Genomic DNA, 23,957 nt, shown 5'->3' with positions numbered 1-23,957 from the left:
TTTGCGACGCTCCTGAAAACTCGTCCCCGGCACCTTGCCTTCGCATCACACGTCAATACTACGTATAACGCGAAGGGGTATTCAGTGTGTTTTGCAATCGGCAAACCACGCTTTTGCATTTTGTATGTCTTCGGCGATTTTCTGTTTGAGAATTTCCAGCGACTCAAACTTTTCTTCATCGCGCAGCTTGTGGCAGAAGGTCACCGCAATTTCACGGCCGTACAGATCGCCGCTGAAATCAAACAGGTGCACTTCCAGCAACGGCTTTGCACCTTCACCTTCCACCGTCGGGCGGAAACCCACATTGGCCACGCCAGCCACTTCCATACAGCTGCCCGCCATCGGGCTGCCATCGGTGCGTTTCGCGGAGACCGTGTACACCCCCACCAGCGGCGAGCGGTAACGGTGCAAGCGCACATTCGCCGTGGGTGCACCCAGCTGGCGCCCCAGAGCTCGGCCGCGGGCCACAAGGCCGGTGATGCGGTACGGCTTGCCCAGCAGCTGTTCCGCCAGGGCAAAGTCAGCATTCTGCAGAGCCTCGCGGATGCGGGTACTGCTCACGCGCTCACCCGCAATCTCCAGGGTAGCGGTATCTTCGACCGTAAACCCTGCCCGCTCGCCCGCCTCCTGTAACAGAGCGTAGTCACCGCTGCGATCGCAACCGAAACGAAAATCGTCGCCCACCACCAGGTGGCGCACGCCGAGCCCGTCCACCAGCACCTGCTGGATAAATGCCTGCGCACTCAGGTTGCGCAGGCGCTCGTTAAACTGCAGGCACAACACCCGATCTACCCCCGCAGCGAACAGGGCCAGCACCTTCTCCTTGAAGCGCATCAGTCGCGCCGGCGCTTTTTCGCCAGAGAAGTACTCGTGGGGCTGGGGCTCGAAAATGATCGCTACCGACGGCAGCTGTCGCTCCGCCGCGCGCGCCCGCAGCTGGGTGATAATGGCCTGGTGCCCCAGATGTACGCCATCGAATGAACCGATGGTCGCCACACATTCCCGGTGGCGCGGCCGCAGGTTGTGCAACCCGCGAATCAGCTCCCGTTGCTCGGTCACAGTGCTTCACTCACCCTTGCAAAATCAAGCGGCGCAGTATAACGGATTTTGACCTCACGATGTGGCCCGGAAATGTCGCGGGCGCAGCCCGCTGGCCAGGAGAACCCCACCGTAGGTGCCGCCGCCGGCCGCCACCAGGGCGCCCATGCGCCAGGCGCGCTGCCACCAGGCCCAGTCGTGCCAGCCGGACCAGTAATGGAGAATCGCTAGCAGTACCGCAGCCATCGCCAGATTGGCCATTAACAAGCGCAACAGGAAGGCCTTCCAACCCGCTTCGGGGGCGTAGACGCCGCCCTGGCGCAACCCGCGGTACAGCAGCCATGCGTTGATCGCCGCCTGGCCCGCGGTGGCCATGGCCAGGCCCATATGCCCGAGCTGGAAATAAAGGTGCAGGGGGACCACAAACAATAGGCTCAGGACCATTTTCGAGGCAATGGCGATCAGCCCGAATTTCACCGGTGTCGCGGTGTCCTGGCGAGCGAAATATCCCGGCGCCAGCACTTTGATCAGCATGAACGACAACAGTCCGAAGGTATAGGCGCGCAGCGACCAGGCGGCCATATTCATATCCCGGGGAGTCATATTGCCGTACTGGAAGAGTACCGTGAGCAACGGCTCGGCCAGCACAAACAGCGCCACTGCCGCGGGCAACGCGATGAGCGTGACGCAGCGCAGGGCCCAGTCGATGGTGTGACGGAAGCGCCGGGGGTCACCGCCGGCGTGCTGACGGGACAGGTTCGGCAAAATCACCGTGGCCACGGCGATGCCAAACACCCCCAGGGGCAGTTCGGTGAGACGGTCGGAGAAATACAGCCAGGTCACAGACCCGGTGGGCAGGAAGGAGGCCAGTACCGTATCCAGCACCAGGCTGATCTGGGTGACGGATACGCCGAAGATGGCGGGCGCCATCAGGCGCAGGATCTTGCGCACCCCGGGGTACTGCCAGTCCCATTTCGGTCGCGGCAACAACCCCTCCCGCACCAGGAAAGGCAGCTGGAACAGCAGCTGCACCACCCCGGCGGCCAGTACACCCCAGGCGAGCGCCATCACCTGGGGTTCGAACCAGCCAGCGGCAACGGTCGCTGCAGCGATCAGCACAAGATTGAGCAAAACCGGGGTCAGCGCGGGAATGGCGAACCGGTCAAAGCTATTGAGTATCGCGCCGGCAAATCCGGTGAGCGAGATCAACGCCAGGTACGGGAAGGTGATGCGCAGCATCTCCGTCGCCATGGCGAATTTTTGCGGCTCGTTGCCGCCCCACCACCAGCCAAAGGCAAAAAGTCCAGTCACCAGCGGCGCGCACAGCACACCAAACAGGGAAACCAGTAACAGGGTCCCACCGAGTGCTCCGGCCACCCGGTCATTCAGCTCCCGGACCGCCGCCAGGCCACCGTTCTGGCGGTATTCGGCCAGTACCGGCACAAAGGCCTGGGAAAATGCACCCTCGGCAAATAAGCGCCGGAAAAAATTGGGAATCTTGAAGGCGACGAAGAAGGCGTCAGCGGCATCGCTGGCACCGGTGAGTCGGGCAAATACCACGTCGCGCGCCAGCCCCATGATCCGCGACAATAAAGTGGCACCACCTACCACGGAGGTTCCGCGCAACAGCCCTTTTTGCGGACTATCTTTGGTTACCTGCGGGGGGGGTTCGGTTGGTTCCTGTTCGGGCGGAGATACTGCCACGTCCCTGATTCCTGGTTAGCGATGCCTGGGTGATGGCCGGCAAGTCTACCGCAATCCAGTTGCGCGGCCACCCGCCGGCGGTCGCTTTCTGCTCGCTCGACACCTTTACCCCCCACGACACCCTACGGTTGGCGCGAGGGGGAACTATACTCAGTTTAAGCAGTTGGCGAGCCGCAGGGAGTGGCGGCAACAGAGGAGAGACGGAATGACCATCAATGCGCTGATTATTGCCCTGATCCTGGCGGTTCTGCTGTATGCCGCAGTCGCTCTAGGGCCCCGCCCCCAGCGGGTTCGAGTGCGGATTGACCAGCCCCGGGACCGGCGCTACCGGCGCCACAAGAGCTGACTTCTGCTACAGCTTTGCTGGAGGCTGAACTGAGTCACAGGCTGGGCTGCCACATTTCGCCATAATTGCTGCGGAATTTGCCCCGCTGGCGCCACGCCAGCGCCTCCTTGCGAGGGTTAAATGACACTCAACCGAAGCGGGAACAGTAACCCGGTCGGAACCAAGAGCAGTCATTTCAATCCTAAATCGCAAGGAACACGATCATGAAAAAGATGTTGATGGCAGTAACCCTGAGCACCCTGGCCCTGAACAATATTGCAATCGCTGAGGCCGCCACTGACACCGAGAACGCAGTGCAGGGCAACACCCTGACGCCGGCCAAGCAGGCCACAGTATTCACCGGCGCCGCAGTTGCGGGCGCCGCCGTAGGTGGCCCAGTCGGCTTTATCGCAGGCGCCCTCGGTGGAGCCTGGCTGGGCGAACAGATCAAGCAAGCAGAAGAGGCCGACATGCTCGCAACTCAACTGACCGAAAGCCGCTCCGAACTGGGCAACCTCGCACAACAACTGGATGCGGCGCGACTGTCCGCCAACGACGCCCGCGAGCTGGCGATGGACAGCCTGGAGTTCCAGATGCTGTTCACCACCGGTGACGACCAGCTGCAGGATGCGCAGGAACGTCAGGTCGCTGCCATGGCAGACTTCCTCAACCGCCACCCGCAGCTACAGGTTTACCTTGAGGGGCACTCCGACCCCCGCGGCAGCGACGGTTACAACAACGTCCTGTCCGACCAGCGCGCGCTCAGCGTACAGCGCGCCCTCGAAGCCTACGGTGTGGCACCGGAGCGCATCGAACGCCGCGCACTGGGCGCCAGCCAATCCAAAGCCAGCAAGGGCGATGTAGACGCCTATGCCCTGGAGCGCCGCGTGGACATCCACTTCGGCATGCCGGAGTCCATGGCTGGCACCTTCTGATCGCCATACCCGGTCTGCCGGTGCCGCTCTACAAAAGCGGCCGCTGGCAGACTGCCAATCTGACAGATATGTCGCTCTCCTCAACCCTGTAAGCCGTAACCTTGCGCGCCGCCGGCAATGCTGCGCGCTTTTTTTGCGTGTGTCGCACACAAATCCGGTAAGTTTTGCCACCAGCCCCCCTGTTCGGGCATGATTTTCCGCCTGACTCAGTGCTGCGATACCAATAGCGACACTGACAACCACACAATACCCGACCAAAAATAAGTGAGCCGGTGCCGGAATCCATCATGACCAGCCCAACCATTGCCATCGTCGAAGACGAAATTGCCATTGCCGAGAACTACCGTGATGCCCTGCGTCGCACCGGTTACCAGGTGAACCTGTACCACACACGCCCAGAGGCACTGGCCGCGTTTCAGCAGCGGCTGCCAGATCTGGCGGTGATCGACGTGGGCCTGGGCGCGGAAATTGAAGGCGGCTTTGACCTGTGCCGGGAGCTGCGCGCCATGGCCCCCACCCTGCCAATCCTGTTTCTTACCGCACGGGACTCCGAGCTCGACATCATCTCCGGGTTGCGACTCGGTGCCGATGACTACCTCACCAAGGATATCTCCCTCCCCCATATGCAGGCGCGTATCAGCGCCCTGTTGCGCCGGGTGAGTGTGATGCAGTCCCAGAGCGACGATAGCGAAATCGTCACCCAGGGGGACCTCTCCCTGGACGTCTCCCGCCTGCACTGTCACTGGAAAGGGGAGCCGGTCGACCTCACCGTCACCGAATTCTGGATCGTGCACGCCCTGGCCAAGCGCCCCGGACACGTGAAATCCCGCAGCCAGCTTATGGAAGCGGCCAGGGTAGTGCTGGACGACAACACCATCACCTCCCACGTGAAGCGCATCCGGCGCAAGTTCCAGGCCATCGACAGCAGCTTCGACGCCATCACCACCGCCTACGGTATGGGTTACCGCTGGCAGGTCTGAAGCAGCGCAATACCATAAACCACAGCGAATTTAGCCATGAACCTGCGCCGCCAACTGGTCCTGCTCAGCCTCTGCACCCTGGCACTGCCCTGGGCCGGCTGCCAGTACCTGCGCCAGGTGGACAAGGCCCTGGGCCAGGGTCAGATCCAGACCCTTGAAGCCACCGGCAATGCCATCGCCGCGCGCCTCGCCAGCGCCCCGGAGCTGATCGCCCCCGACCCCAAGCGTACCGGTCGCCCCCCCGGTGCCCAGCTGTACCTCAACCCGCTGTCACAGCCACCCGCACTCGACGGCTACGGTGAAGAATGGCGCACCCTCAAATTGCGCCCGCGCAAAATGCACGACCAGGCCGGCAAGCCGTTCGCCCGGGTCACCCTGGGCAAGTACGGCAGCCAGGTATACCTGCTACTGACCGTAAAAGATCGCACTCCCAACTACCACGACCCGCGCAGCGCCGACATCTCCAGTGGCGACACAGTGGAGGTTTACACCGCGCGACAACAGTACATCCTGCCGGTAGCGAGCCAGGGGCCAGTGCGCGCCCTGCACTACAACCCCCGGCGCGGCAACTACGAGCGCGAACTGCGTTTGCGCGGTCGCTGGACCGCCTCACCCCAGGGCTACCAGCTGGAGATGGCACTGCCGCTCGCGCTCACCGACGGCGAACTGGCCATCCGCGTGCTTGATCGCACCCAGAGCGACGGTAAAGATCCCGCAAGACTCGCCAGCACACTGCCCGCCGACGGGCGCCCGGGCTCCCTGATAGAACCCCTGCCCGCACTGCAGCAGGAATTGGAGCACTTTGCACGGCCGGAACTGCAGTTGACCGTGGTAGACCAGGAGGGGTTTGTACTGGCGAAATCTGGGGGCACTCCGACCAATGGGGATCGCGCATCCCACGAGCGCCGCTGGCTGCGCGACTGGTTTTACCGCCAGCTGCTGGAGACAGACCAGCTACCGCCTCTGCCCCAGGGGGAATACCCGGCGACCCTGACCGAAAACCGCGAGACCGCATCGCAGTGGTTCGGCGCCCCCGAGGACGCCCTTAGCGCACCAGGGGACGAACGTATCGGCGCGGTCAGTGTGCCCGTGGTCACCCGTGCCGACGACATTATTGAACGCCCGCTGCTGGGGCGAGTGATCGCCGCCCAGTCTGCCGACGCCCTGCAATCCCTGACCGAATCCGCTGCGCGCCGACTGTGGCTGACCACCGCCGCCGCTGCCGGCCTGGTTCTGCTGTTGCTGCTGGGCTACGCGAGCTGGCTCTCCTGGCGTATTCGCCGCCTGCACCGCGCGGCACGCAATGCCGTGGATGCCAGCGGCCGCCTGCGCGGCGACTTTCCACGCCCCTATCTCAATGACGAGCTCGGCGCCCTCAATCGCGCCTTTGCCAGCCTGCTCGCAGAGCTGGATCACTACCACCAGTACCTGCGCAGCCTCGCAAGCAAACTCTCCCATGAACTGCGCACCCCGCTGGCGGTAGTCCGCTCCTCGCTGGACAACCTCGCTGCGGGCGAGCTGGACGCCGACAGCCGTCGTTACGCCGAGCGCGCCGCCGACGGCGGTGCGCGCCTGTCGTCAATCCTCAACGCGCTCTCCGCCGCCAACCACCTGGAGGCCAGTATCAGCCAGGCGGACAAGGAAACCTTCGACCTCGCAGACCTGCTGCAGCTCCTGACCCAAAGCTATGCAGACGCACGCCCGGAACACCACTTTGACCTGCAATGCCCGGATGGCCCCCTGCAGTACTGCGGCGCGCCGGAGCTACTGGCACAACTGCTCGACAAACTGGTGGATAACGCGGTGAGCTTTGCTCCCGAGGGCAGTCAAATCGAGCTGGCCCTGGAAGTGGAGCGCCTGCAGTACCGCTTGAGCGTCAGTAACGACGGTCCATTGCTGCCGGAGGGTTTCGGCCAGAAATTGTTCGACTCACTGGTTTCAGTACGGGACGACGGCGGCAAGGCCGGACATCTGGGGCTGGGATTGCATATTGCGCGGCTGATTGCCGATTTCCACCAGGGAGACCTGAGTGCCGCCAACCGCGACGACGGCAGCGGGGTGACCTTCACCCTGAGCCTGCCGCGCCAGTAAATTTTCCCGGCGGGAGCGACGGCAGATGGGGCCCTGCACGCCATCCTCCACTATCTGAGTCCGGTACCAATCCTGGAGCAGCACGGCCGGTCACAAACAGCCGCTGGCAGTGGTTGACAAACGACCGATGCTGGGGATAATGTCGCGTCCCAAACGGGCCCCCGGCCCGAAGTTCGAGTTTTACAGATTCCAGACAGGAGCAACCGGTGGCCAACTCACCTCAAGCGAAGAAACGCGCGCGCCAAAACGAAAAGCGCCGCAATCACAACGCCAGCCTGCGCTCCATGGTGCGCACCTACATCAAAAAGGTAGTTGCAGCCATCGATGCAGGTGATGCGGAAAAAGCCAAGACCGCGTACGCGGAAGCCGTGCCGGTTATCGACCGCATGGCCGACAAGGGCATCATCCACAAGAACAAGGCTGCTCGCCATAAGAGCCGCCTGAATGCCCAGATCAAAAAGCTGGCTGCCTGATCTATCAGAAGCCCGCTCTCTGAGCACAAAAAACCCCGCTAATGCGGGGTTTTTTATTGCCTGGAAAAAGTAGCGGCCCCGACTGAAACGCCTACAGTCCAATGTCCGGCGGGAGCAATTTACAGCAGAATCAGATTATCCCGGTGAATCAACTCGTCATCGTCGCGGTATCCGAGCAGATCGACGATCCGGTCCGAGGGCTGGCCGCAGATCTTCTGGGCCTCGGCACTATCGTAATTCACCAGCCCGCGGGCAATCTCCTCCCCCGCCTCACTGATACAGCTGACCAGGTCACCGCGGTGAAAACGCCCCTCGATACCGGTCACTCCCACTGGCAACAGGCTTTTCCCCTGGCTGCGCAGCGCGCGCCCGGCACCACCATCCAGCAACAGACGACCGCGCACCTGTAATTGACCCGCCAGCCAGCGCTTGCGCGCGGTCAACGGATCCGCTTCAGGCAACAGCAGGGTTCCCAGGTCATCTCCCGCCACCACTCGCTCGATCACGGACTCTTTGGCACCGCCGACAATCACCGTGCGCGCACCGGAGCGCGCCGCCAGCTGTGCCGCGCGCACCTTGGTCGCCATACCGCCGCGCCCGAGCCCACTGCGTGAGTCTCCCGCCATTGCCTCCAGACGGGGATCCGATGCCGTAGCCTCGCGTACCAGTTCAGCATCCGGGTTATCCCGGGGATCCTCGGTAAAGAGCCCCTCGGCATCGGTGAGAATCAGCAGCACATCCGCCTCCACCAGGTTCGCCACCAGCGCCCCCAGGGTATCGTTGTCGCCAAAGCGGATTTCGTCGGTAACGACGGTGTCGTTTTCGTTGATAATCGGCACCGCACCGAGAGACAGCAGGGTCTTCAGGGTACTGCGCGCATTGAGATAGCGGGTGCGATTGGAAAGGTCGTCGTGGTCCAGCAGGATCTGCGCGGTGCGACAGTCGTACTGCCCGAATGCGTGCTCGTACACCTGCACCAGGTGACTCTGGCCGACCGCGGCGGCGGCCTGCAACTGGTGGATGGACTCCGGGCGCTTGCGCCAGCCCAGGCGATCCATACCCGCGGCTACCGCGCCGGAAGAGACCAGCAGCACCTCAATTCCCTGTCGGCGCAGCGCGCTGATCTGGCCCGCCCAGTTATGGATGGCCGCACGATTCACACCGCGACCATTGTCGGTCAGCAGCGCACTGCCTATTTTGATCACCCAGCGCTTGCTGGCGGAAAGCTGTTGGCGCGACGAGATGGAGTCCATTTCTTCCTCATATCAGGACGCGCCCCTCCAGGTCACTCAGACGAACTTCAGAGGAACCTCAGCCAGCACTGACCGGGATCAGGATAAAGCTCTGAAGGGGCGATTTTCTCAGGGACGATATTCTACATCGACGTCGTAGTCATCGTCGTCCCAATCTTCATCATCTTCGTCAACTTCACCGGATTCTTTTGCCGCCTTGCGCTTGGCGCGCTGGGCATCACGCAGCTCTTCGATGCGCTCGCGCGCCTCGCGCTGCATCTGGCGCTGCGCTTCCTGCTCAGCCTCGAACAGGTTGCCATCCAGCTCTTCCATTTCCTTGCGCTCTTCCAGGTAATCCATCAGCTGGCCGCTCAGCACATCGGTGCCCTCGCCGCGGATGGCCGCCACACGGAATACCGGCCCCTGCCAACCCAGGGCATTAACCACCGACTGACAGCGCTCTTCCAGCTCGTCCGCCGGCACCAGGTCGGTCTTGTTCAGCACCAGCCATCGCTCGCGGCCGGCCAGGGTGGGACTGAAGCTTTCCAGCTCGTGCTCGATGGCCAGTGCATTCTGTGCCGGATCGGAACCGTCGAACGGCGCCAAGTCCACCAGATGCAGCAGTACGCGACAGCGGGTCAGGTGCTTCAGGAAGCGCACACCAAGGCCAGCTCCCTCCGCGGCGCCCTCAATCAGGCCGGGAATATCCGCGATCACAAAACTGCGATACTTCTGCACCTTCACCACGCCGAGATTGGGCACCAGTGTGGTAAACGGGTAATTCGCCACCTTCGGCTTGGCCGCAGACACCGCGCGGATAAAGGTCGACTTGCCCGCATTCGGCAACCCCAGCATGCCCACATCCGCCAGCACCTTCAGCTCCAGCTTGAGGCTGCGACGCTCGCCCTCACTGCCGGGAGTGGTCTGGCGCGGCGCGCGGTTGGTACTGGACTTGAACCGGGTATTACCCAGACCGTGCCAGCCACCCTGCGCCACCATCAGCTTCTCGCCGGGCTCGAGCAGATCTCCCAGGGTTTCCCCGGTGTCCACATCGATGGCGGTAGTGCCCACCGGCACCTTGAGCACCAGGTCTTCGCCTTTGGCGCCGGTACAATTGCGACCGCGCCCCGCCTCGCCGTTCTGGGCCTGATAGTTGGGCTGGTAGCGGTAGTCCACCAGGGTGTTCAGTGACTCATCAGCCAACAAATACACCGAGCCGCCGTCGCCGCCGTCACCGCCGTCGGGACCACCCTTGGCGACGAATTTCTCGCGCCGAAAGCTCAAACACCCTTTACCGCCGTTGCCGGCCTGCACCGAAATCGGCGCCTCATCTACAAATTTCATGACTCTACTTACCGGATTACCCGGTCTTCAGTGTAATTTGCCCACAGAAATAACAAAAACGGGCTAGATACAAAAAAGCCCCGCGATTGCGGGGCTTTTTATCGGGCGTTACGACCGCTTAGGCTGTTTCGATAGAAACAAACTTGCGGTTGTTGGCGCCTTTGACCTCAAACTTCACTACGCCGTCGGCGGTAGCGAACAGAGTGTGGTCTTTGCCCATACCAACGTTAACACCAGCGTGGAACTTGGTGCCGCGCTGACGAACGATGATGCTGCCTGCAGAGACAGCTTGACCGCCAAAGCGCTTTACGCCCAGGCGTTTACTTTCGGAATCGCGACCATTGCGCGTACTACCGCCAGCTTTCTTATGTGCCATGAGTAGTTACTCCTCTTCTATTACCCGGTGATTAGCCTTTGATGCCAGTGATTTTAACTTCGGTGTACCACTGACGGTGGCCCTGACGCTTCATGGAGTGCTTACGACGACGGAACTTGATGATTTTCACTTTCTCGCCGCGGCCGTGGCTCAGCACTTCTGCAGTCACCTTGGCACCTTCCACTACCGGCGCACCAATGTTGATGGCGTCGCCGTCAACTACCATCAGAACCTTGTCGAAATCGACAGATTCACCGGTAGCCACTTCAATTTTTTCCAGGCGCAGAACTTCGCCTTCTTCAACACGGTGTTGTTTGCCACCGCTTTCGATAACAGCGTACATATTTCTATGCTCCAAAATGGACGACACGAAGCAGCGACGGGGTCACAAAGTATAAAGGTGACCAACCAGCCAGCATTTTTGGAGCTTGCGCCGTTGATGTTTAAAACTACATTTTCCGCCTACCGGCTATCCACAGAGGACAGACCCAGTTCAAGCGGGGCGCAGATTCTAATCAATTCGCCCGATTGATACAATAGCGCACTTTTCCATCAGGCCGGCTTTCCGCCCGGGGCCAAAACCGCTAGGCTTGTGCCGCCGTGAGCAGACCGCACACCAGAATCCCGAAGCCAGATATAACAGAAGTATTAAGGAACCCTGCATGTTGCCCTTTCATCAGGTAGCCGCGGACGACTTTGCCGCCGTCAACCAGCATATTCTCGACCAGCTGCACTCAGACGTTCCCCTTGTGGAAAACATCGGCCACTATCTGGTGGAAGCCGGCGGCAAGCGCCTGCGCCCTCTTCTGGTGCTGCTGTGCAGCCGCGCTGCGGGCTACAAGGGCAACGCCCATATCGGCCTCGCCACCATTATCGAATTCATTCACACCGCCACCCTGCTGCACGACGACGTGGTGGATACATCCGACATGCGCCGTGGCCGGCTTACCGCCAACGCCCAGTGGGGCAATGCGCCGGCGGTGCTGGTGGGCGATTTCCTGTACTCCCGAGCTTTCCAGATGATGGTGGCCCTGAAGGATATGGACATCATGTCCATCCTGTCCGACACCACCAACACCATCGCCGAGGGCGAGGTACAACAGCTGGTGAACGCTGGAGACCCCGCGGTCACTGAAGCCAACTACCTCAATGTTATCCACAAGAAGACGGGCGCGCTGTTTGAAGCCGCCTGCGAGACCGCTGCGGTCCTCGCCGGTTGCAGCGCGGAAGAACGCGAATCCCTCAAGCTATACGGCCGCCACCTGGGCTCAGCGTTCCAACTGGTAGACGACGCGCTTGACTACCGGGGCAACTCGGAAGAGCTGGGCAAGAATGTGGGCGATGACCTCGCCGAGGGCAAACCCACCCTGCCGCTGATCTACGCCATGGCGAACGGGACACCCGAGCAGGCAGCCCTGGTGAAGCAGGCGATAGAACAGAAGAGTGCCGATCAGCTCGAACCAATCGTCGCCGCGATCGATGCCTGCGGCGCCCTGGATTACACCCTCGAGCGCGCCCGCGCCGAAGTGGATCTGGCCATGGAAAAGCTAGAGTTTCTGCCGGAAGGTGAACACAAAACCGCGCTCAAGCAGTTGGCGAGTTTTGCGATCGAAAGAACGGTCTGACCTGAAACGAGCCGGGCACCCGCCCGGCTCATCTCTCCTTACTGATTACAACCCCTCAAATTCCCTTACTTAAAAGGTGTACTTCAGTTCTGCGCTGATGGAACGCGGCGGTGCCGGATAGCGACCGGAAGGACTGACATCGATACCGCGGAAATAGTACTCATCGTTCAACAGGTTGTTCGCCGAGAGACCGGTATACAACTCCGAGCCATTGGCCTGGGTAAACACCTTGCTCACCTGTAAATTCCACACGGTGTAGGCAGGCAGCTTACCGGTAGTGCCGGAAGCCAGCTCCTCTTTTGTGTTGGCCTGATCACTGTATGCACTGCTGAAATAGAAACCTGACAGGGTGAAGTCGACATCTGCCACGGTGTAGCTCGCATCCCAGCTCAGCTGGTGCTCGGAAGCATAGGGTAACTCCTTGCCGATATTGGCCCCCTCACGCTGCTCACTGTCGAGGTAGTTGTAAGCCATGTGCAGCTGCAGTGCCGGCAGGCTACTCGGAATAACCGCACCTTCGAGTTCAAAGCCCTGGTGACGAGTCTCGCCCACATTGTCGAAGCTTTGCTCGCTGCTGTTATAGAGCAGCTGATCGGTAAAATCGATGCGGTAGAGAGAGGCACTCACACTCGCGCTTTCCGCCGGCTCAAATCGCACACCAGCCTCGTAATTCCACGCCAGCTCTGCGCCTTCGTCGCCAGTGCCGCGGATGACGGCAATTTGTGGGGCGCGCAAAGAGCGCTGGCTATTGGCGTAGAGGAACAGCCGATCACTGGCCTCAAAACCGACACTGATACCCGGCAGCACCTCGGTAATACGGTTATCGGTGGCGGTACCATTACCCACATCGGTGAAGTCCATATCCACACTTTCGTAACGCAGACCGGGTGTAACACTCAAGCGCTGATCCATGAGGCGAATCTCATCGCTGACAAAAGCAGCTACCGCACTGGTTTCCAACAGCCAGTCGCGCGGAGTGGCGGTAACTCCGGTTTCAATAACCGTCTGCACCAGTTTGTAATCCACTTCTTCTTTTACCAGACGCGAACCTAACGTCAGCGTATGCGAAACATCGCCAGCGAACTGGAAGCTCACCCGCGGCTCGGTGCCCCACACATCAAACTCTCGCGGTGAACTGCGCAGCAGAGTGGCCGGCGCAGCCGGATCCGCCCAGTGATTGGCGCTAGGATCAGTACTGAAGTCCCACTGAAAATTACGTGTGGAGTTGTGCGCAAACGTCATCCACTCCAGAGTGCCCGCATCGGCGAAGCCCAGCTCACCCAGCTGCTGCTTGTAGTGCGCACTGAAGCGGGTGGTATCACCCTGAAATTCGTCGCTGGGCCGCAGGGACTGCTCCCGATTTTCCACATAAGCGTCCGGCGTCAACGCACCGGGCATTTCAGTATCGGCGTCGTAGCGCTGCAGGGTCAGATCCAACTGCTTGGCCGCGTCGATATTCCAGCGACTTTTAACCAACCAGTTCTTGACACTGGTATCCGAATGATCGCGAAAGGAATCACCAGCGATCAGGTTACCCTCGAGCTGAACTGCAAACTGGTCATTCAATGCACCACCGGTACGGGCATAGGTATCGGTAAGCATATTGCCACCGGAGAAACTGGTGAGCTTCTCCTGCAGACTGGTTTCCCACTGCTGCGGAATCGGCTTGGTAACCAGGTTGATGACACCACCGACGTTGTTCGGGCCGTATTGCACCGCCGCACCACCGCGCACGATATCAATACGGTCGAGGCTTTTCAGGGCAGCGGGGAACAGTGACTGACCGGTGTGGCCGTAAGGGGCGAGAGTCAGCGGGATGCCATCCACCAGAAACTGGGTGTAACCGGAGCGACTGGCATTGAGACCGCGCACGGCCACGTTGGGCAAAACACCGGTGCCACTTTCATCCTGAATCTTGACGCCCGGCACGCGCTGCAGACCATCATCAATGGAAAGGGTAGCCATTTTCTGTAATTGCTCGGCCGTCAACAGGCTGCGATTACCGGGATAAGTAAGCACTTCTTCCGGTAGAGAATTGCCCAGTACATTGCCGGTAACCTGGACTTCTTCCAGCTCGGCTTTTGCGGGCTCGTCCTCGCGGTCGGCGGCTTGCACTCCCACGGCGCCGACGGCGGAAGCGAAGATGGCGCAACTCAGCAGTGAGCGCGGAAAGAGTTTCGATGTGGTTTGCATAGGAATGTCCTTGGCCTATATCAGGAAATCAAACATTGGAATTAAGGAAGTAGTACGGAGCCCGGAGACTTGAAACAATCGAGATGCGACTTCAACTGGCGAAATAAAATTCCACGATCCTCTCCGGTAACGAATGTATGCACACCCATCTCCCGCCACGTATCGAGCTGGGCTGGCTGCCGGGGAATGGCACAAAATGGAATACCGGCTTCAAAGCAAGATCCCGCCATCGACTTGAGCGCAGCTTGTACCGATGCATGCTGAACCTGGCTTCCATACCCCATTGAAATACTCAGATCCAACGCGCCTTCGAGAATCATGTCGACGCCGTCGAGCGCAAGAATCTCCGGCAGCGCGTTCACACCTTCAATATCTTCAATCATCAACACCAGCAAAATTTCGCGATTTGAGCGCGCCATATAATCATCGAGATTCAGCGCGCCAAAGCCCGTATTACGCCCTCCGGTGATTCCACGTCGCCCATGGGGAGGAAAGCGCACCGCATCAATTGCTGCACGTGCCTGGAGCACACTACTGACACGAGGAATCACAATACCCTGGGCACCGGTATCCAATGCACGAGCAATCAGCGCGTGATCGCTACTCGGGACACGCACCAGGGGCGTTATATTGAAGGACTCGGCCGCACGAATACTGTGTTGCAGCTCCGCGGGATTCACTAACAGATGCTCGGTATCGAGAACAATAAAGTCGTAGCCTGCAGCGCCGATCATTTCGCAAACCAACGGCGAGGGCACAGAATTAAGGATGCCGAATACTTCTTGCTGGCGAAGTATTTTTTCTTTGGCCGAATTTTTTTGCAGCACGGCTTCGACTTCCTTTTCCTGTATTAATTTTGCAAATAACTTACCGTTACCTGCCTTCGACTCGATCCAGTAAACCGCGCCCGACAACCACAGTTGGGACGTCCGTCCCGAAACAGTTAAAATAAATGATAAACATTTTCATTTAGATATACAAGAGAGAGCTCCCTATGTATGCTCCGTCACCGTTACCTGTTCCGACGGATTGGCACAGAGAAAATAAATTTGTCATCAGTTTGAAAACCCCTGAAAAAGTGGGGAATTAAATTCTTCTGACAACGGCGTAATCCGACGGTAAGGCAGCTGAGTTTTTTGGGGAGCAATTGCTTCCCGAATTCCACAATCTGCAAAGGAGATCGCAATGTCCCGTCAAATGGTATTGATTACGCACATCCTCCATCCCGCCATTGTGCGCGGCTTCCTCCCCGCGGGCCTGGAACTGGGTTACGAGGTGACCCTCGTGACCGATTGTGGTCTTGCGCACAAACAATACTTTGTCGAACAGTCACAAGAGCTGCCCATCACCATTCTCGAGTGTGATGTATTCAACCCCCTTGCGGTGATCGACCTTCTGAGCAGCCACAATCTCTCGCCCGATATGGTGTTCAGCAATAGTGACCACTTGCAGACGGTCACAGCCCTGGTAGCCGACTACTTTTCCCTCCCAGGAAAAAACTGGCGCCGCTGCTACGCCACCAAAAACAAGGCTTCTATGCGCAACCGCCTGGCAACGCTCGGACTGCCGACACCCCGCGCTGAACTGTTGTTGCCAGGCCAAAATCTGCCTACGCAACTCAGCTACCCGGTCGTCGCCAAGCCCCGCGAGGGCGTCGCAAGTATGAACGTGCGTATGTGTCAGCATGCCGAAGAACTCACCGATTACCTGAAAGTATTCCGTCGCGCCAATCCGGTCACTCCCGTCCTGCTGGAGGAATATATGCAGGGTGAACTGTTTACCCTGGAAACCCTGGGTGACGGACATGACATGATTGCGATTGGAGGTTTTGATGTGGCGCTTTCCGAGCCGCCCGACTTCATTGAGCGAAGTGCAGTGTGGAACGGGAAAAACAGTATCCAGTACCGCGAGCAGGCACTGGCGCAACTGCGGGACTTCGGTGTGCACTTCGGGGGCTGCCACAGCGAATTTATCGCCACCGAATCCGGACCGAAACTGGTAGAAATCAATTACCGGAGTATTGGTGATGGCCGAGAGTTCCTACTCGATGAACTGCTGCCGGGAGGATGGTTCAAGCCTATCTTGCAACTCCACCAGGGCGAACCACTGCCACCGTTTCTCGAGCCAAAAGATCAGGCAATCATTCGCTATCTGATTGCCGAACAGGAAGGTGAGGTGGTCGAGCAGACCAAAGAAATTCAACGGCAAGCGAATGGGGCGATAATTAGCTATCGCCCGCTCAAAAAACTAGGGGAAAGCATCCGCCTGTCGCACTCAAACAAAGACTACATTGGCATGGTAACGGCAATCGCCAACACCTCTTCCGACCTCCACCGCACCGTCGAGGAATTCTGCAGTACACTCGAGTGGAGAATCCAGGCATGAGCGAAGCGTCAGAGGGCTACATTACGCACCGAATCATCAATGCCTGTATTCGTGAAAAAGTCGGTGAGATTGCACAAGCGACGGTAACCCGTGGTTGTCCGCCAGCAGCAGTCCGGGCTAAATATGTTTTACACAGTGAATACTGGCTTACCTTTTCCACCGGCAAGGCTACGGTTTATCTGCCAGTTCAACAATGCGATTTCATGCAAAGCTGGCGCACTAACGGAGATCAGTGGCTACTGCACAGCAAGGGAGACTGGTTACAGCAGCGAGGCTATCGTCAGTGGTTATCCCTACTGGCAAGTGCTCAGGACGAGGAAAGCCGGGCACTGTTTTCCGCATATTGCAAAGAATCGGATACCGCGGTTCGCCATCGGGATTTGTGTCTCGAGGCGTACCAGGATCAACGCGCGGCGTTGAGCCTGCCCCTGTTCGCTCGACCGCACTGGTGGCAGCGATTGTTGTGCAGCGAGCAGATGGCCTCGTACCTCGACCACCCCTATTACCCCACTGCCAGGGCGAAGCACGGGCTAGACGACGAGGACCTGCGCCGCTACGCCCCGGAATTTATGAGAAAATTCTCACTGCACTGGCTCGCCGTCGAAAAATCCCGACTCACACTGACGGCCCCATTACCCGAGGTTTGGCCATCGTTTAGCGAGGTCGGATTACCGGAAGATTTTTCTCATAGTCACTACCTGATGCCGGTTCACCCACTGACTTGGGTACACCTCGAGCTTCCTGCGGACGGAGTAATCCGGGCTCCCAAGGCGGCCCGCGAAGTCTTGCCGACTCTCTCGGTTCGGACGGTCCTGTTTGTGGACCAGCCGGAACTGCATATCAAACTGCCCCTCAGCATGAGCACCCTGGGGGCAAAAAATATCCGCTCGATCAAACCCTCGACCCTCTATGACGGCCATATTTTCTCCCACCTGCTGACGGAGATTGAAAGGCGCGACCAGGCACTGCGCGGCGACTACCTGCACTGCGATGAAAAGTCCGGAGGGCATTATGGAGAATCTCGCGAGCTTGGTTTCATCCTGCGTCGTTATCCCGCAGAGCAACTGCAGGATTCAACGCTGGTGCCGGTAGCAGCACTCGCAAGTCCCTTGCCCGATGGCAGATTATATCTCGAGCACTTGGTCGATCAGTTTTACGAGGGAGACCTGTACGCCTGGCTAGACGCTTACATATCCCTGATGTTGAAGGTGCACCTGCGCCTGTGGCTTGTTTACGGCATTGCGCTGGAGGCCAATCAACAAAACGCGGTACTGAACTTTTGCCAGAACAAACCTCTGCGTCTGGTAATGAAAGACAATGACTCAGCGCGGATACTGCCCTCCCGTTGCATTTCTGCGATACCCGAGTTGCGGTCAGACATTGAAAACCTACGCGATGCACGCATCCGGGTTGACGAAGAACTGCCACTGGCACAAATGTTCTGCACCATCACCTTGCAGTTGAATATTGCCGCGATCATCGAGGCTATTTCGGAGCGCGAACTGGCCCCACGGCAAGCGCTGTATAAAAAACTGCAGAAACGTTTGCGGGCCGAACTTGATACCTTGCAGTGTAACGGAGTGGATACAGATTTCGCGATCCAGTTCTTGCTGGAACAGGAGAACCTGCCCATAAAGTATCTCCTCAGCGCCGGGAGCCTTCTCAGCAAGAGCCGTTCTGGTGCCGCTGACATCAACAAGCATTACGGTCTGTCTGCACCTAATTTTTTGAGGTACACCAATGCGCACTAACCTGAACCCCTTCGTGGGCAGTGTCCTGTTGTGCCACTTCCTCTCGGCTTTCAGTGTCCTGGGCATGACACTGTTTATTCCGCAGATACTACAAAACCTCGATGCCAATCTACCGGGCTACTGGGTGGGCCTGCTGTTCACCCTGCCAAGCGTGTGTACCGCATTGAGCGCGCCACTCTGGGGGCGTTTTGCGGATCGCTTTGGCAAGCGAACGTCGCTACTCCGTGCGCAGCTTGGGTTGATAGTTGGCTTTTTATTGTGCGGCTTTGCGGAATCCGTCCCCGCATTCGGTATGGGACTTTTTGTACAAGGTATGTGCGGAGGAACGATTGCCGCATCCAATGCATTTTTATCCACACAACAAAAAGGCGAGACTCTCGCAAAAAGCCTGAATCTCACGCAGGTTTCCGCAAGGCTGGCCCTTATAACGGCGCCGATTCTGCTCGGAGTCACGCTGCAATGGATGGCGCCGTTACAGGTCTACCGCTATCTCGCACTGCTGCCATTTATCGCCGTACTCATTACATTGCGGTTACCGGCGGATACACCGTCCACAGAACCGCAAAAGAAAACCGGAGAAGTTTCACACACCCGGGCACTAAACCTGCTTTTCATTCTCCAGTTTCTGTTCTGTTTTGCGATGGTCGTCACCTACCCCTATTTTCTGCCATATACGGCAACCTTGGGTGCGGTAGAAGAAGGCATTGTAGGCGTCCTCTACAGCCTGCCCCACCTGGTGTATATCCTGCTGATTGTTCCCGCCGGAAAAATAAAGATACCCCCACAGGGGCTGGCGTTGCTTGGCTTTTTTTGTCTGGGATTGTCCTGTGCGGGGCAATATCTTCTGGTATCACTCGAGCAATTGTGGCCCTTGAGGCTCTTGTTCGGTATCGGAGTCGTGTTTTGCTATACAGGACTCAATCGCCTTCTGAGTGCTCAGATCGATAAGGCACGGGCTGGGCGCACCTTCGGCTTTATCGATTCTGCCGGGAAATGGGGCGGCGTCTTGGCCGGACTGGGTGCCGCCACCGCGATCTCAATCCAGCACAGCGCCACCCCTTTCCTCCTATCCGCAGTAAGTTGCGGCTTAGCCATTACCCTGCTCGCATCCAAAACCGGGAGTGTGAAGATCCATGGAAATACGGAAGTTTATTGAGTCTATTCAGATGCAGATCAACGCGGAGCTATCTGACCACAATGCCACTACCTGCCTGCTGAATTGCTATATCCGCGAGTGCGCAATGAACGCCAACGAAGTGTCGTTTCATCACGAACTTTCAGATTGCCCACTTTCACTGCGATCGCTCAAAGCAAAACACAACGGGCAATGGGTTCTACTGGAATTCCCCCAATCCGGCGCACGTCTACTCGCAGTTGCCGAACAGGTCAGTAACATTGGCCGCTGTCGCTTTCTGGGAAAACCATTCTTAAAAAAGGAGGGTTCTCCCTGGCTAGCAATGGAGGCATTGGCGCTATGCAGTTTCCTGCTGAATCACCTTTCACTGACATTGGCCGGAGAATTCAACGAGGAACTGCTCGAGCAGGTGCAAAACAGCCGAGATATCACCCGGGCATTTCTCGGTTGTAACGAGGCTAATCGAGATACAACGAACAACAGTTTTATCCGTGCCGAGCAGAGCCTGCTTTGGGGACATGCGCTGCACCCCAGTCCCAAAAGCCGACACGGCGTTCCTCTCAAGGCACTCTTGCAGTGTTCGCCCGAAATTTCTGCAAGCTTTCCGCTTTTCTGGTTTGAAATCTCACCGGGGTTAATTCGACTGCTGGGGGAACAGGCGGAGAAGGTCGAAAAACTATTTGGCCATCTTCACGGCGACAGCAGCCATCTCTATCCCTGCCACCCCTGGGAAGCAGACTACCTGTTGAAACAGCCGTTGATACTGGCGGCAATCGAGCAGGGATTGCTCAAGCCTCGAGGCACGCTGGGAAAACCCGTACAACCAACGTCATCGGTGCGAACTGTCTACCGTGAAGATCTTGATTTACAGATGAAGTTTTCCATCCATGTCAGGTTGACCAACTGCATTCGGAAAAATGCCTGGTATGAGCTGCAGAGTGCAGTGTGCCTGACAGGCCTGTTACGACCGCTGGCCAGTGAAGCCCGCGAACACTGCCCAGACTTCCAGGTGATGTACGAACCACTGGCCAGCACGCTAGACCTGGGCGCGCTAGCCGGGAAACTCGGCATGAATGCATCCACTGCACAAACCTGTACGGAATCATTCGGAATTCTATTCCGGGAAAACCTGAGTGCGCATACCAATGAGACCCTGCGTCCGCAGCTGGCCGCCGGCCTATTCGCCTGTGACGCACGCGGACGGAGTATCATCGCCACGCAGGTAGCAGATCACTGCCGCCGACTTTCCATTAGTTACCCTGAAATGGCGCTGAACTGGTTTCAACGCTATGTAGACATCAGTCTGCGCGGCATTTTTTATTACTTCTTCAAGCAGGGCGTTGTATTCGAACCTCACCTGCAGAACACGGTAGTGGGCTTTCACAATGGTCTTCCCCACAGGATCTGGATTCGCGATCTTGAGGGCACCAAGTTGTTACCCGAGTTCTGGCCTACCGCGCGCCTCTCCGAATTACAGCCGCGGGCGCGGCAGTCGGTCTATTACGAGCGGGAAAAGGGGTGGAAGCGTATCGCTTATTGCCTGCTGGTGAATAATTTCAGCGAGGCCATTTTCCACCTTGCGGCGGGGCATCACGAAGATGGCAACCAGGAGAACATGCGGCTGGAGAGCGAACTTTGGCTAATTCTGAGGACTGCCGTTGAGCGATGGCAAGCTGAACACGGTTCTCAGCCTGAGCTTGAGAAACTCCTGCTCGGCGAGAAGATGCCATCCAAGAATAACTTCACGACACGGCTGTTAAAACAGGCAGATTTCCAGGCGGGCTACACCAACGTGAAAAACCCCCTGGTGCTTTCGTCCACAGGCCAAGCATTTCACTGACCAGAACACTCACCCCGCACCAGATAGACACAGGTAATCAACGTGAAACACCGACTAAAACAGGCGATCGAATCCATGGCCTCACCTGCATCGCAGCCGGTCTGTGCGTACATTTACGACCTGGCGAGCCTTCAGCGGCACGTCGCAGCCATGCGTTCGGTAATGCCGGAAAACACGCAGCTGTACTATGCGGCAAAAGCGAACCCGGACCGGAAAATCCTTGCCACGCTTGCCCCCTGGGTAGAGGGTTTTGAAGCTGCCTCCGGAGGCGAACTCGACTGGCTACACGAAACCCATCCTGAAATGTCACTGATCTTCGGGGGTCCGGGTAAACTGGAAAGTGAACTTGCCAGCGCTCTGGACAAGAACGTCGAATATTTTCACGTTGAAAGCCTTACCGAACTACACAGGCTTGCGCAGCTCAGTGCGGAAAGGGACCAACAAGTCCCCATTCTGTTGCGAATGAATATTCCACTGGAAGGTATCACCCTGACCAAGCTGGCCATGGGCGGCAAGCCCAGCCCTTTCGGGCTCGACCCGCAAGATCTGGACAGCGCACTCGCCCTGATCCGGCGCAATCCCGGGCTTTTATTCCAGGGGTTTCACTTCCATATGATGTCCCACCAACTGTGTGCAGACACCCATCTGGAATTAATCCAACTCTACTTCGCCACAGTCCAAGGTTGGTGCGAGGAATATGGGCTGAACCTGCCAATACTGAACGTTGGCGGCGGCATGGGAATAGATTACAGCGAACAGGGAAATCATTTCGAGTGGGAGAAATTCTGCCGGGGACTCGCAGTATTGATGGCGCAGGTAAACCTCGGAGATACCAGGGTACGCTTTGAGTGCGGCCGTTTCATTACCGCGGCCTGTGGTTACTACGTGATGGAAGTATTAGATATCAAGCACAATCACGGTGAGTGCTTCGCAATCGGGCACGGCGGCACCCACCATTTTCGTACACCCGCGGCGCAATCCCATGATCATCCGTTTTTTGTGCTGGAAGGCCGCAAACGGGGTAAGGCAATTAGCCAGGAACCCGTTACCCTCGTCGGACAGCTTTGCACGCCTAAAGACGTCCTGGCTGCACGGCAACCAGTCAACGACCTGGCTATAGGAGACTACCTGGTATTCCCTCTGGCTGGCGCTTACGCGTGGAATATTTCGCATCAGAATTTCCTGATGCACGCACCGCCAAAGGTTTGCTATCTGAATTAGGGGAATACGCGTTACAGCCAACCGCCATCCCATAAAAAAACCCGGCAGTGTTGCCGGGTTTTTTCGATGCGCTTTACAGCTTCATGTCACCAAAGAAGTTTTTCACCCCTTCAAACCAACCGGTCTGACGCGGGGAGTTCTTCTTTTCACTGAGCGTGCCGGCAAACTCTTCCAGCAGTTCTTTCTGCTTGGCGGTGAGGTTTACCGGAGTTTCCACCACCACCCGACACAGCAAATCGCCCGGTGATCCGCCACGGACCGGCGTCACACCTTTGCCGCGCAGACGGAATAGTTTGCCGGTCTGGCTCTCGGCCGGGATCTTCAGTTTAACCTTGCCGTCCAGTGTCGGCACTTCCATTTCGCCGCCCAGGGCTGCAGTCGCGAAGCTGATCGGCACCTCGCAGTAGAGGTTTTTGCCATCGCGCTGGAACAGCTCGTGCTCGCGTACCATCACCTGTACGTAGAGGTCACCGGCAGGACCGCCGTCCGGTCCGGCTTCACCTTCACCGGCAAGGCGGATTCGATCACCGGTATCCACACCCGGCGGCACCTTGACGGACAGGGTTTTGGTCTCTTCCACACGACCGCGACCGTGACAGCTGCCACAGGGATCGGTGATGACGGTTCCACGGCCGCGACAGTTAGGACAGGTCTGCTGTACGGAGAAAAAGCCCTGCTGCATGCGCACCTGGCCGGCACCACCACAGGTGCCACAGGTCTGGGGCTGGGACCCAGCCTTGGCTCCGGAGCCATGACAGGTACCGCAGTTGGCCAGGGTCGGCACCTTGATTTTGACCGTGGTGCCGCGCACGGCGTCTTCCAGATCGAGATCGAGGTCATAGCGCAGGTCGGAACCGCGCTGGGGGCCGCGACGTCCGCCACCGGCGCCGCCGCCAAAGATATCGCCGAACACGTCGCCGAAAATATCGGAGAATCCACCGAAGCCACCGGCACCCGCGCCGCCAGCCTGACCGTCCACACCGGCGTGGCCGAACTGGTCGTAGGCCGCTTTTTTCTGCGGGTCGGACAGGACTTCGTAGGCCTCATTGGCCTCTTTGAATTTATTCTCCGCCTCTTTGTCGTCGGGGTTGCGGTCCGGGTGAAATTTCATCGCCACCCGGCGGTAAGCCTTCTTCAGCTCTTTTTCATCCGCCCCTTTACTGACACCGAGGACTTCGTAGTAATCGCGTTTGGACATAGCTCTGTGTGTTCTTTTTAAACTGCAGAAGGCGCGAGAACCCAGTTTGAGCGCCCGCGCCTTTTTGTATTGCCCGGTAGGAGCCATTCGCCTGCAAGGCAGGCTCCTACG

19 protein-coding genes are annotated in these 23,957 nt (G+C 58.4%); 10 read left to right on the top strand and 9 right to left on the bottom strand.

Annotated elements, in window-relative coordinates:
• Positions 1-81: 81 nt before the first annotated feature.
• Together ribF and murJ are read right to left on the bottom strand one after the other, a co-directional pair.
• Entirely contained in the window at positions 82-1,059 is a 978-nt protein-coding gene (gene ribF / locus B4U49_RS07060) for a bifunctional riboflavin kinase/FAD synthetase (protein ID WP_078083869.1), read from the bottom strand.
• 54 nt (positions 1,060-1,113) lie between these two features.
• Positions 1,114-2,742 carry a murein biosynthesis integral membrane protein MurJ gene (murJ, locus tag B4U49_RS07055; RefSeq protein WP_420811466.1) on the bottom strand — a complete coding sequence of 543 codons (1,629 nt, stop codon included), beginning with the start codon at positions 2,740-2,742 and terminating at the stop codon, positions 1,114-1,116.
• Positions 2,743-3,291: 549 nt separating this feature from the next.
• Between murJ and B4U49_RS07050 the strand changes: the two genes are divergently transcribed.
• From B4U49_RS07050 to rpsT, 4 genes are all read left to right on the top strand, one after another.
• Positions 3,292-4,002, top strand: coding sequence for an OmpA family protein (locus B4U49_RS07050; protein WP_078083868.1), 711 nt, complete (start codon positions 3,292-3,294; stop codon positions 4,000-4,002).
• A gap of 287 nt (positions 4,003-4,289) precedes the next feature.
• Complete coding sequence (gene pdsR, locus B4U49_RS07045; protein WP_078083867.1) at positions 4,290-4,982, top strand: proteobacterial dedicated sortase system response regulator; 693 nt, start codon at positions 4,290-4,292, stop codon at positions 4,980-4,982.
• A gap of 36 nt (positions 4,983-5,018) precedes the next feature.
• Positions 5,019-7,073, top strand: coding sequence for an ATP-binding protein (locus B4U49_RS07040; RefSeq protein ID WP_078083866.1), 2,055 nt, complete (start codon positions 5,019-5,021; stop codon positions 7,071-7,073).
• A gap of 206 nt (positions 7,074-7,279) precedes the next feature.
• Complete coding sequence (rpsT, locus tag B4U49_RS07035; RefSeq protein ID WP_010132154.1) at positions 7,280-7,546, top strand: 30S ribosomal protein S20; 267 nt, start codon at positions 7,280-7,282, stop codon at positions 7,544-7,546.
• A 119-nt stretch (positions 7,547-7,665) separates the two neighbouring features.
• Here rpsT and proB read toward each other — a convergent pair whose 3' ends face one another.
• From proB to rplU, 4 genes are all read right to left on the bottom strand, one after another.
• Entirely contained in the window at positions 7,666-8,799 is a 1,134-nt protein-coding gene (gene proB, locus B4U49_RS07030; RefSeq protein ID WP_078083865.1) for a glutamate 5-kinase, read from the bottom strand.
• Positions 8,800-8,907: 108 nt separating this feature from the next.
• A complete protein-coding gene (gene cgtA, locus B4U49_RS07025) occupies positions 8,908-10,122 on the bottom strand; it encodes an Obg family GTPase CgtA (protein ID WP_078083864.1) in 1,215 nt (404 codons plus the stop codon).
• A gap of 118 nt (positions 10,123-10,240) precedes the next feature.
• The gene (rpmA, locus tag B4U49_RS07020) at positions 10,241-10,498 is read right to left on the bottom strand and encodes a 50S ribosomal protein L27 (protein ID WP_010132157.1); all 258 of its coding nucleotides are present in this window, start codon (positions 10,496-10,498) and stop codon (positions 10,241-10,243) included.
• A gap of 31 nt (positions 10,499-10,529) precedes the next feature.
• Positions 10,530-10,841 (bottom strand): 50S ribosomal protein L21, encoded by a 312-nt coding sequence (rplU, locus tag B4U49_RS07015; RefSeq protein ID WP_078083863.1) that lies wholly within the window; start codon positions 10,839-10,841, stop codon positions 10,530-10,532.
• Positions 10,842-11,160: 319 nt separating this feature from the next.
• Between rplU and ispB the strand changes: the two genes are divergently transcribed.
• Positions 11,161-12,123, top strand: coding sequence for an octaprenyl diphosphate synthase (gene ispB, locus B4U49_RS07010; RefSeq protein WP_078083862.1), 963 nt, complete (start codon positions 11,161-11,163; stop codon positions 12,121-12,123).
• A 69-nt stretch (positions 12,124-12,192) separates the two neighbouring features.
• On the opposite strand, the gene B4U49_RS07005 is transcribed toward ispB, so the two are convergent.
• Both B4U49_RS07005 and B4U49_RS07000 read right to left on the bottom strand, forming a co-directional pair.
• A complete protein-coding gene (locus B4U49_RS07005) occupies positions 12,193-14,316 on the bottom strand; it encodes a TonB-dependent receptor family protein (RefSeq protein ID WP_078083861.1) in 2,124 nt (707 codons plus the stop codon).
• 41 nt (positions 14,317-14,357) lie between these two features.
• On the bottom strand, positions 14,358-15,230 hold the full coding sequence (locus B4U49_RS07000) for an HpcH/HpaI aldolase family protein (protein WP_204903005.1): 873 nt from the start codon (positions 15,228-15,230) through the stop codon (positions 14,358-14,360).
• 271 nt (positions 15,231-15,501) lie between these two features.
• Here B4U49_RS07000 and B4U49_RS06995 point away from each other — a divergent pair, with 271 nt between their 5' ends.
• The 5 genes from B4U49_RS06995 (at position 15,502) to B4U49_RS06975 (ending at position 22,648) form a co-directional block, all read left to right on the top strand.
• Positions 15,502-16,701 carry an ATP-grasp domain-containing protein gene (locus tag B4U49_RS06995; protein WP_204903004.1) on the top strand — a complete coding sequence of 400 codons (1,200 nt, stop codon included), beginning with the start codon at positions 15,502-15,504 and terminating at the stop codon, positions 16,699-16,701.
• A complete protein-coding gene (locus B4U49_RS06990) occupies positions 16,698-18,452 on the top strand; it encodes an IucA/IucC family protein (protein ID WP_078083860.1) in 1,755 nt (584 codons plus the stop codon). The genes B4U49_RS06995 and B4U49_RS06990 overlap by 4 nt, the downstream gene beginning before the upstream one ends.
• Positions 18,442-19,608 (top strand): MFS transporter, encoded by a 1,167-nt coding sequence (locus tag B4U49_RS06985; RefSeq protein WP_078083859.1) that lies wholly within the window; start codon positions 18,442-18,444, stop codon positions 19,606-19,608. The genes B4U49_RS06990 and B4U49_RS06985 overlap by 11 nt, the downstream gene beginning before the upstream one ends.
• Positions 19,609-19,693: 85 nt before the next feature.
• Positions 19,694-21,427: an IucA/IucC family protein gene (locus B4U49_RS06980; RefSeq protein ID WP_158078572.1), complete on the top strand. Its 1,734-nt coding sequence runs from the start codon at positions 19,694-19,696 to the stop codon at positions 21,425-21,427.
• A gap of 42 nt (positions 21,428-21,469) precedes the next feature.
• Complete coding sequence (locus B4U49_RS06975; RefSeq protein WP_204903003.1) at positions 21,470-22,648, top strand: type III PLP-dependent enzyme; 1,179 nt, start codon at positions 21,470-21,472, stop codon at positions 22,646-22,648.
• A 73-nt stretch (positions 22,649-22,721) separates the two neighbouring features.
• Here B4U49_RS06975 and dnaJ read toward each other — a convergent pair whose 3' ends face one another.
• Positions 22,722-23,846, bottom strand: coding sequence for a molecular chaperone DnaJ (dnaJ, locus tag B4U49_RS06970; protein ID WP_078083856.1), 1,125 nt, complete (start codon positions 23,844-23,846; stop codon positions 22,722-22,724).
• Positions 23,847-23,957 lie beyond the last annotated feature (111 nt).

Origin of the sequence: Microbulbifer mangrovi (genome assembly GCF_002009015.1) — a bacterium.
GTDB lineage: Bacteria > Pseudomonadota > Gammaproteobacteria > Pseudomonadales > Cellvibrionaceae > Microbulbifer > Microbulbifer mangrovi.
This window is presented reverse-complemented; position numbering and strand designations above follow the sequence as displayed.

Bases quoted from the DNA above. Each gene is read 5' to 3' on its own strand.
- B4U49_RS06980 (WP_158078572.1), top strand. From the start codon at position 19,694: ATGAACGCCAACGAAGTGTCGTTTCATCACGAACTTTCAGATTGCCCA.
- ispB (WP_078083862.1), top strand. From the start codon at position 11,161: ATGTTGCCCTTTCATCAGGTAGCCGCGGACGACTTTGCCGCCGTCAAC.
- B4U49_RS07050 (WP_078083868.1), top strand. From the start codon at position 3,292: ATGAAAAAGATGTTGATGGCAGTAACCCTGAGCACCCTGGCCCTGAAC.
- B4U49_RS07005 (WP_078083861.1), bottom strand. From the start codon at position 14,316: ATGCAAACCACATCGAAACTCTTTCCGCGCTCACTGCTGAGTTGCGCC.
- cgtA (WP_078083864.1), bottom strand. From the start codon at position 10,122: ATGAAATTTGTAGATGAGGCGCCGATTTCGGTGCAGGCCGGCAACGGC.
- rplU (WP_078083863.1), bottom strand. From the start codon at position 10,841: ATGTACGCTGTTATCGAAAGCGGTGGCAAACAACACCGTGTTGAAGAA.
- dnaJ (WP_078083856.1), bottom strand. From the start codon at position 23,846: ATGTCCAAACGCGATTACTACGAAGTCCTCGGTGTCAGTAAAGGGGCG.
- B4U49_RS07040 (WP_078083866.1), top strand. From the start codon at position 5,019: ATGAACCTGCGCCGCCAACTGGTCCTGCTCAGCCTCTGCACCCTGGCA.
- B4U49_RS06990 (WP_078083860.1), top strand. From the start codon at position 16,698: ATGAGCGAAGCGTCAGAGGGCTACATTACGCACCGAATCATCAATGCC.
- proB (WP_078083865.1), bottom strand. From the start codon at position 8,799: ATGGACTCCATCTCGTCGCGCCAACAGCTTTCCGCCAGCAAGCGCTGG.
- rpmA (WP_010132157.1), bottom strand. From the start codon at position 10,498: ATGGCACATAAGAAAGCTGGCGGTAGTACGCGCAATGGTCGCGATTCC.
- B4U49_RS06995 (WP_204903004.1), top strand. From the start codon at position 15,502: ATGTCCCGTCAAATGGTATTGATTACGCACATCCTCCATCCCGCCATT.
- B4U49_RS06985 (WP_078083859.1), top strand. From the start codon at position 18,442: ATGCGCACTAACCTGAACCCCTTCGTGGGCAGTGTCCTGTTGTGCCAC.
- pdsR (WP_078083867.1), top strand. From the start codon at position 4,290: ATGACCAGCCCAACCATTGCCATCGTCGAAGACGAAATTGCCATTGCC.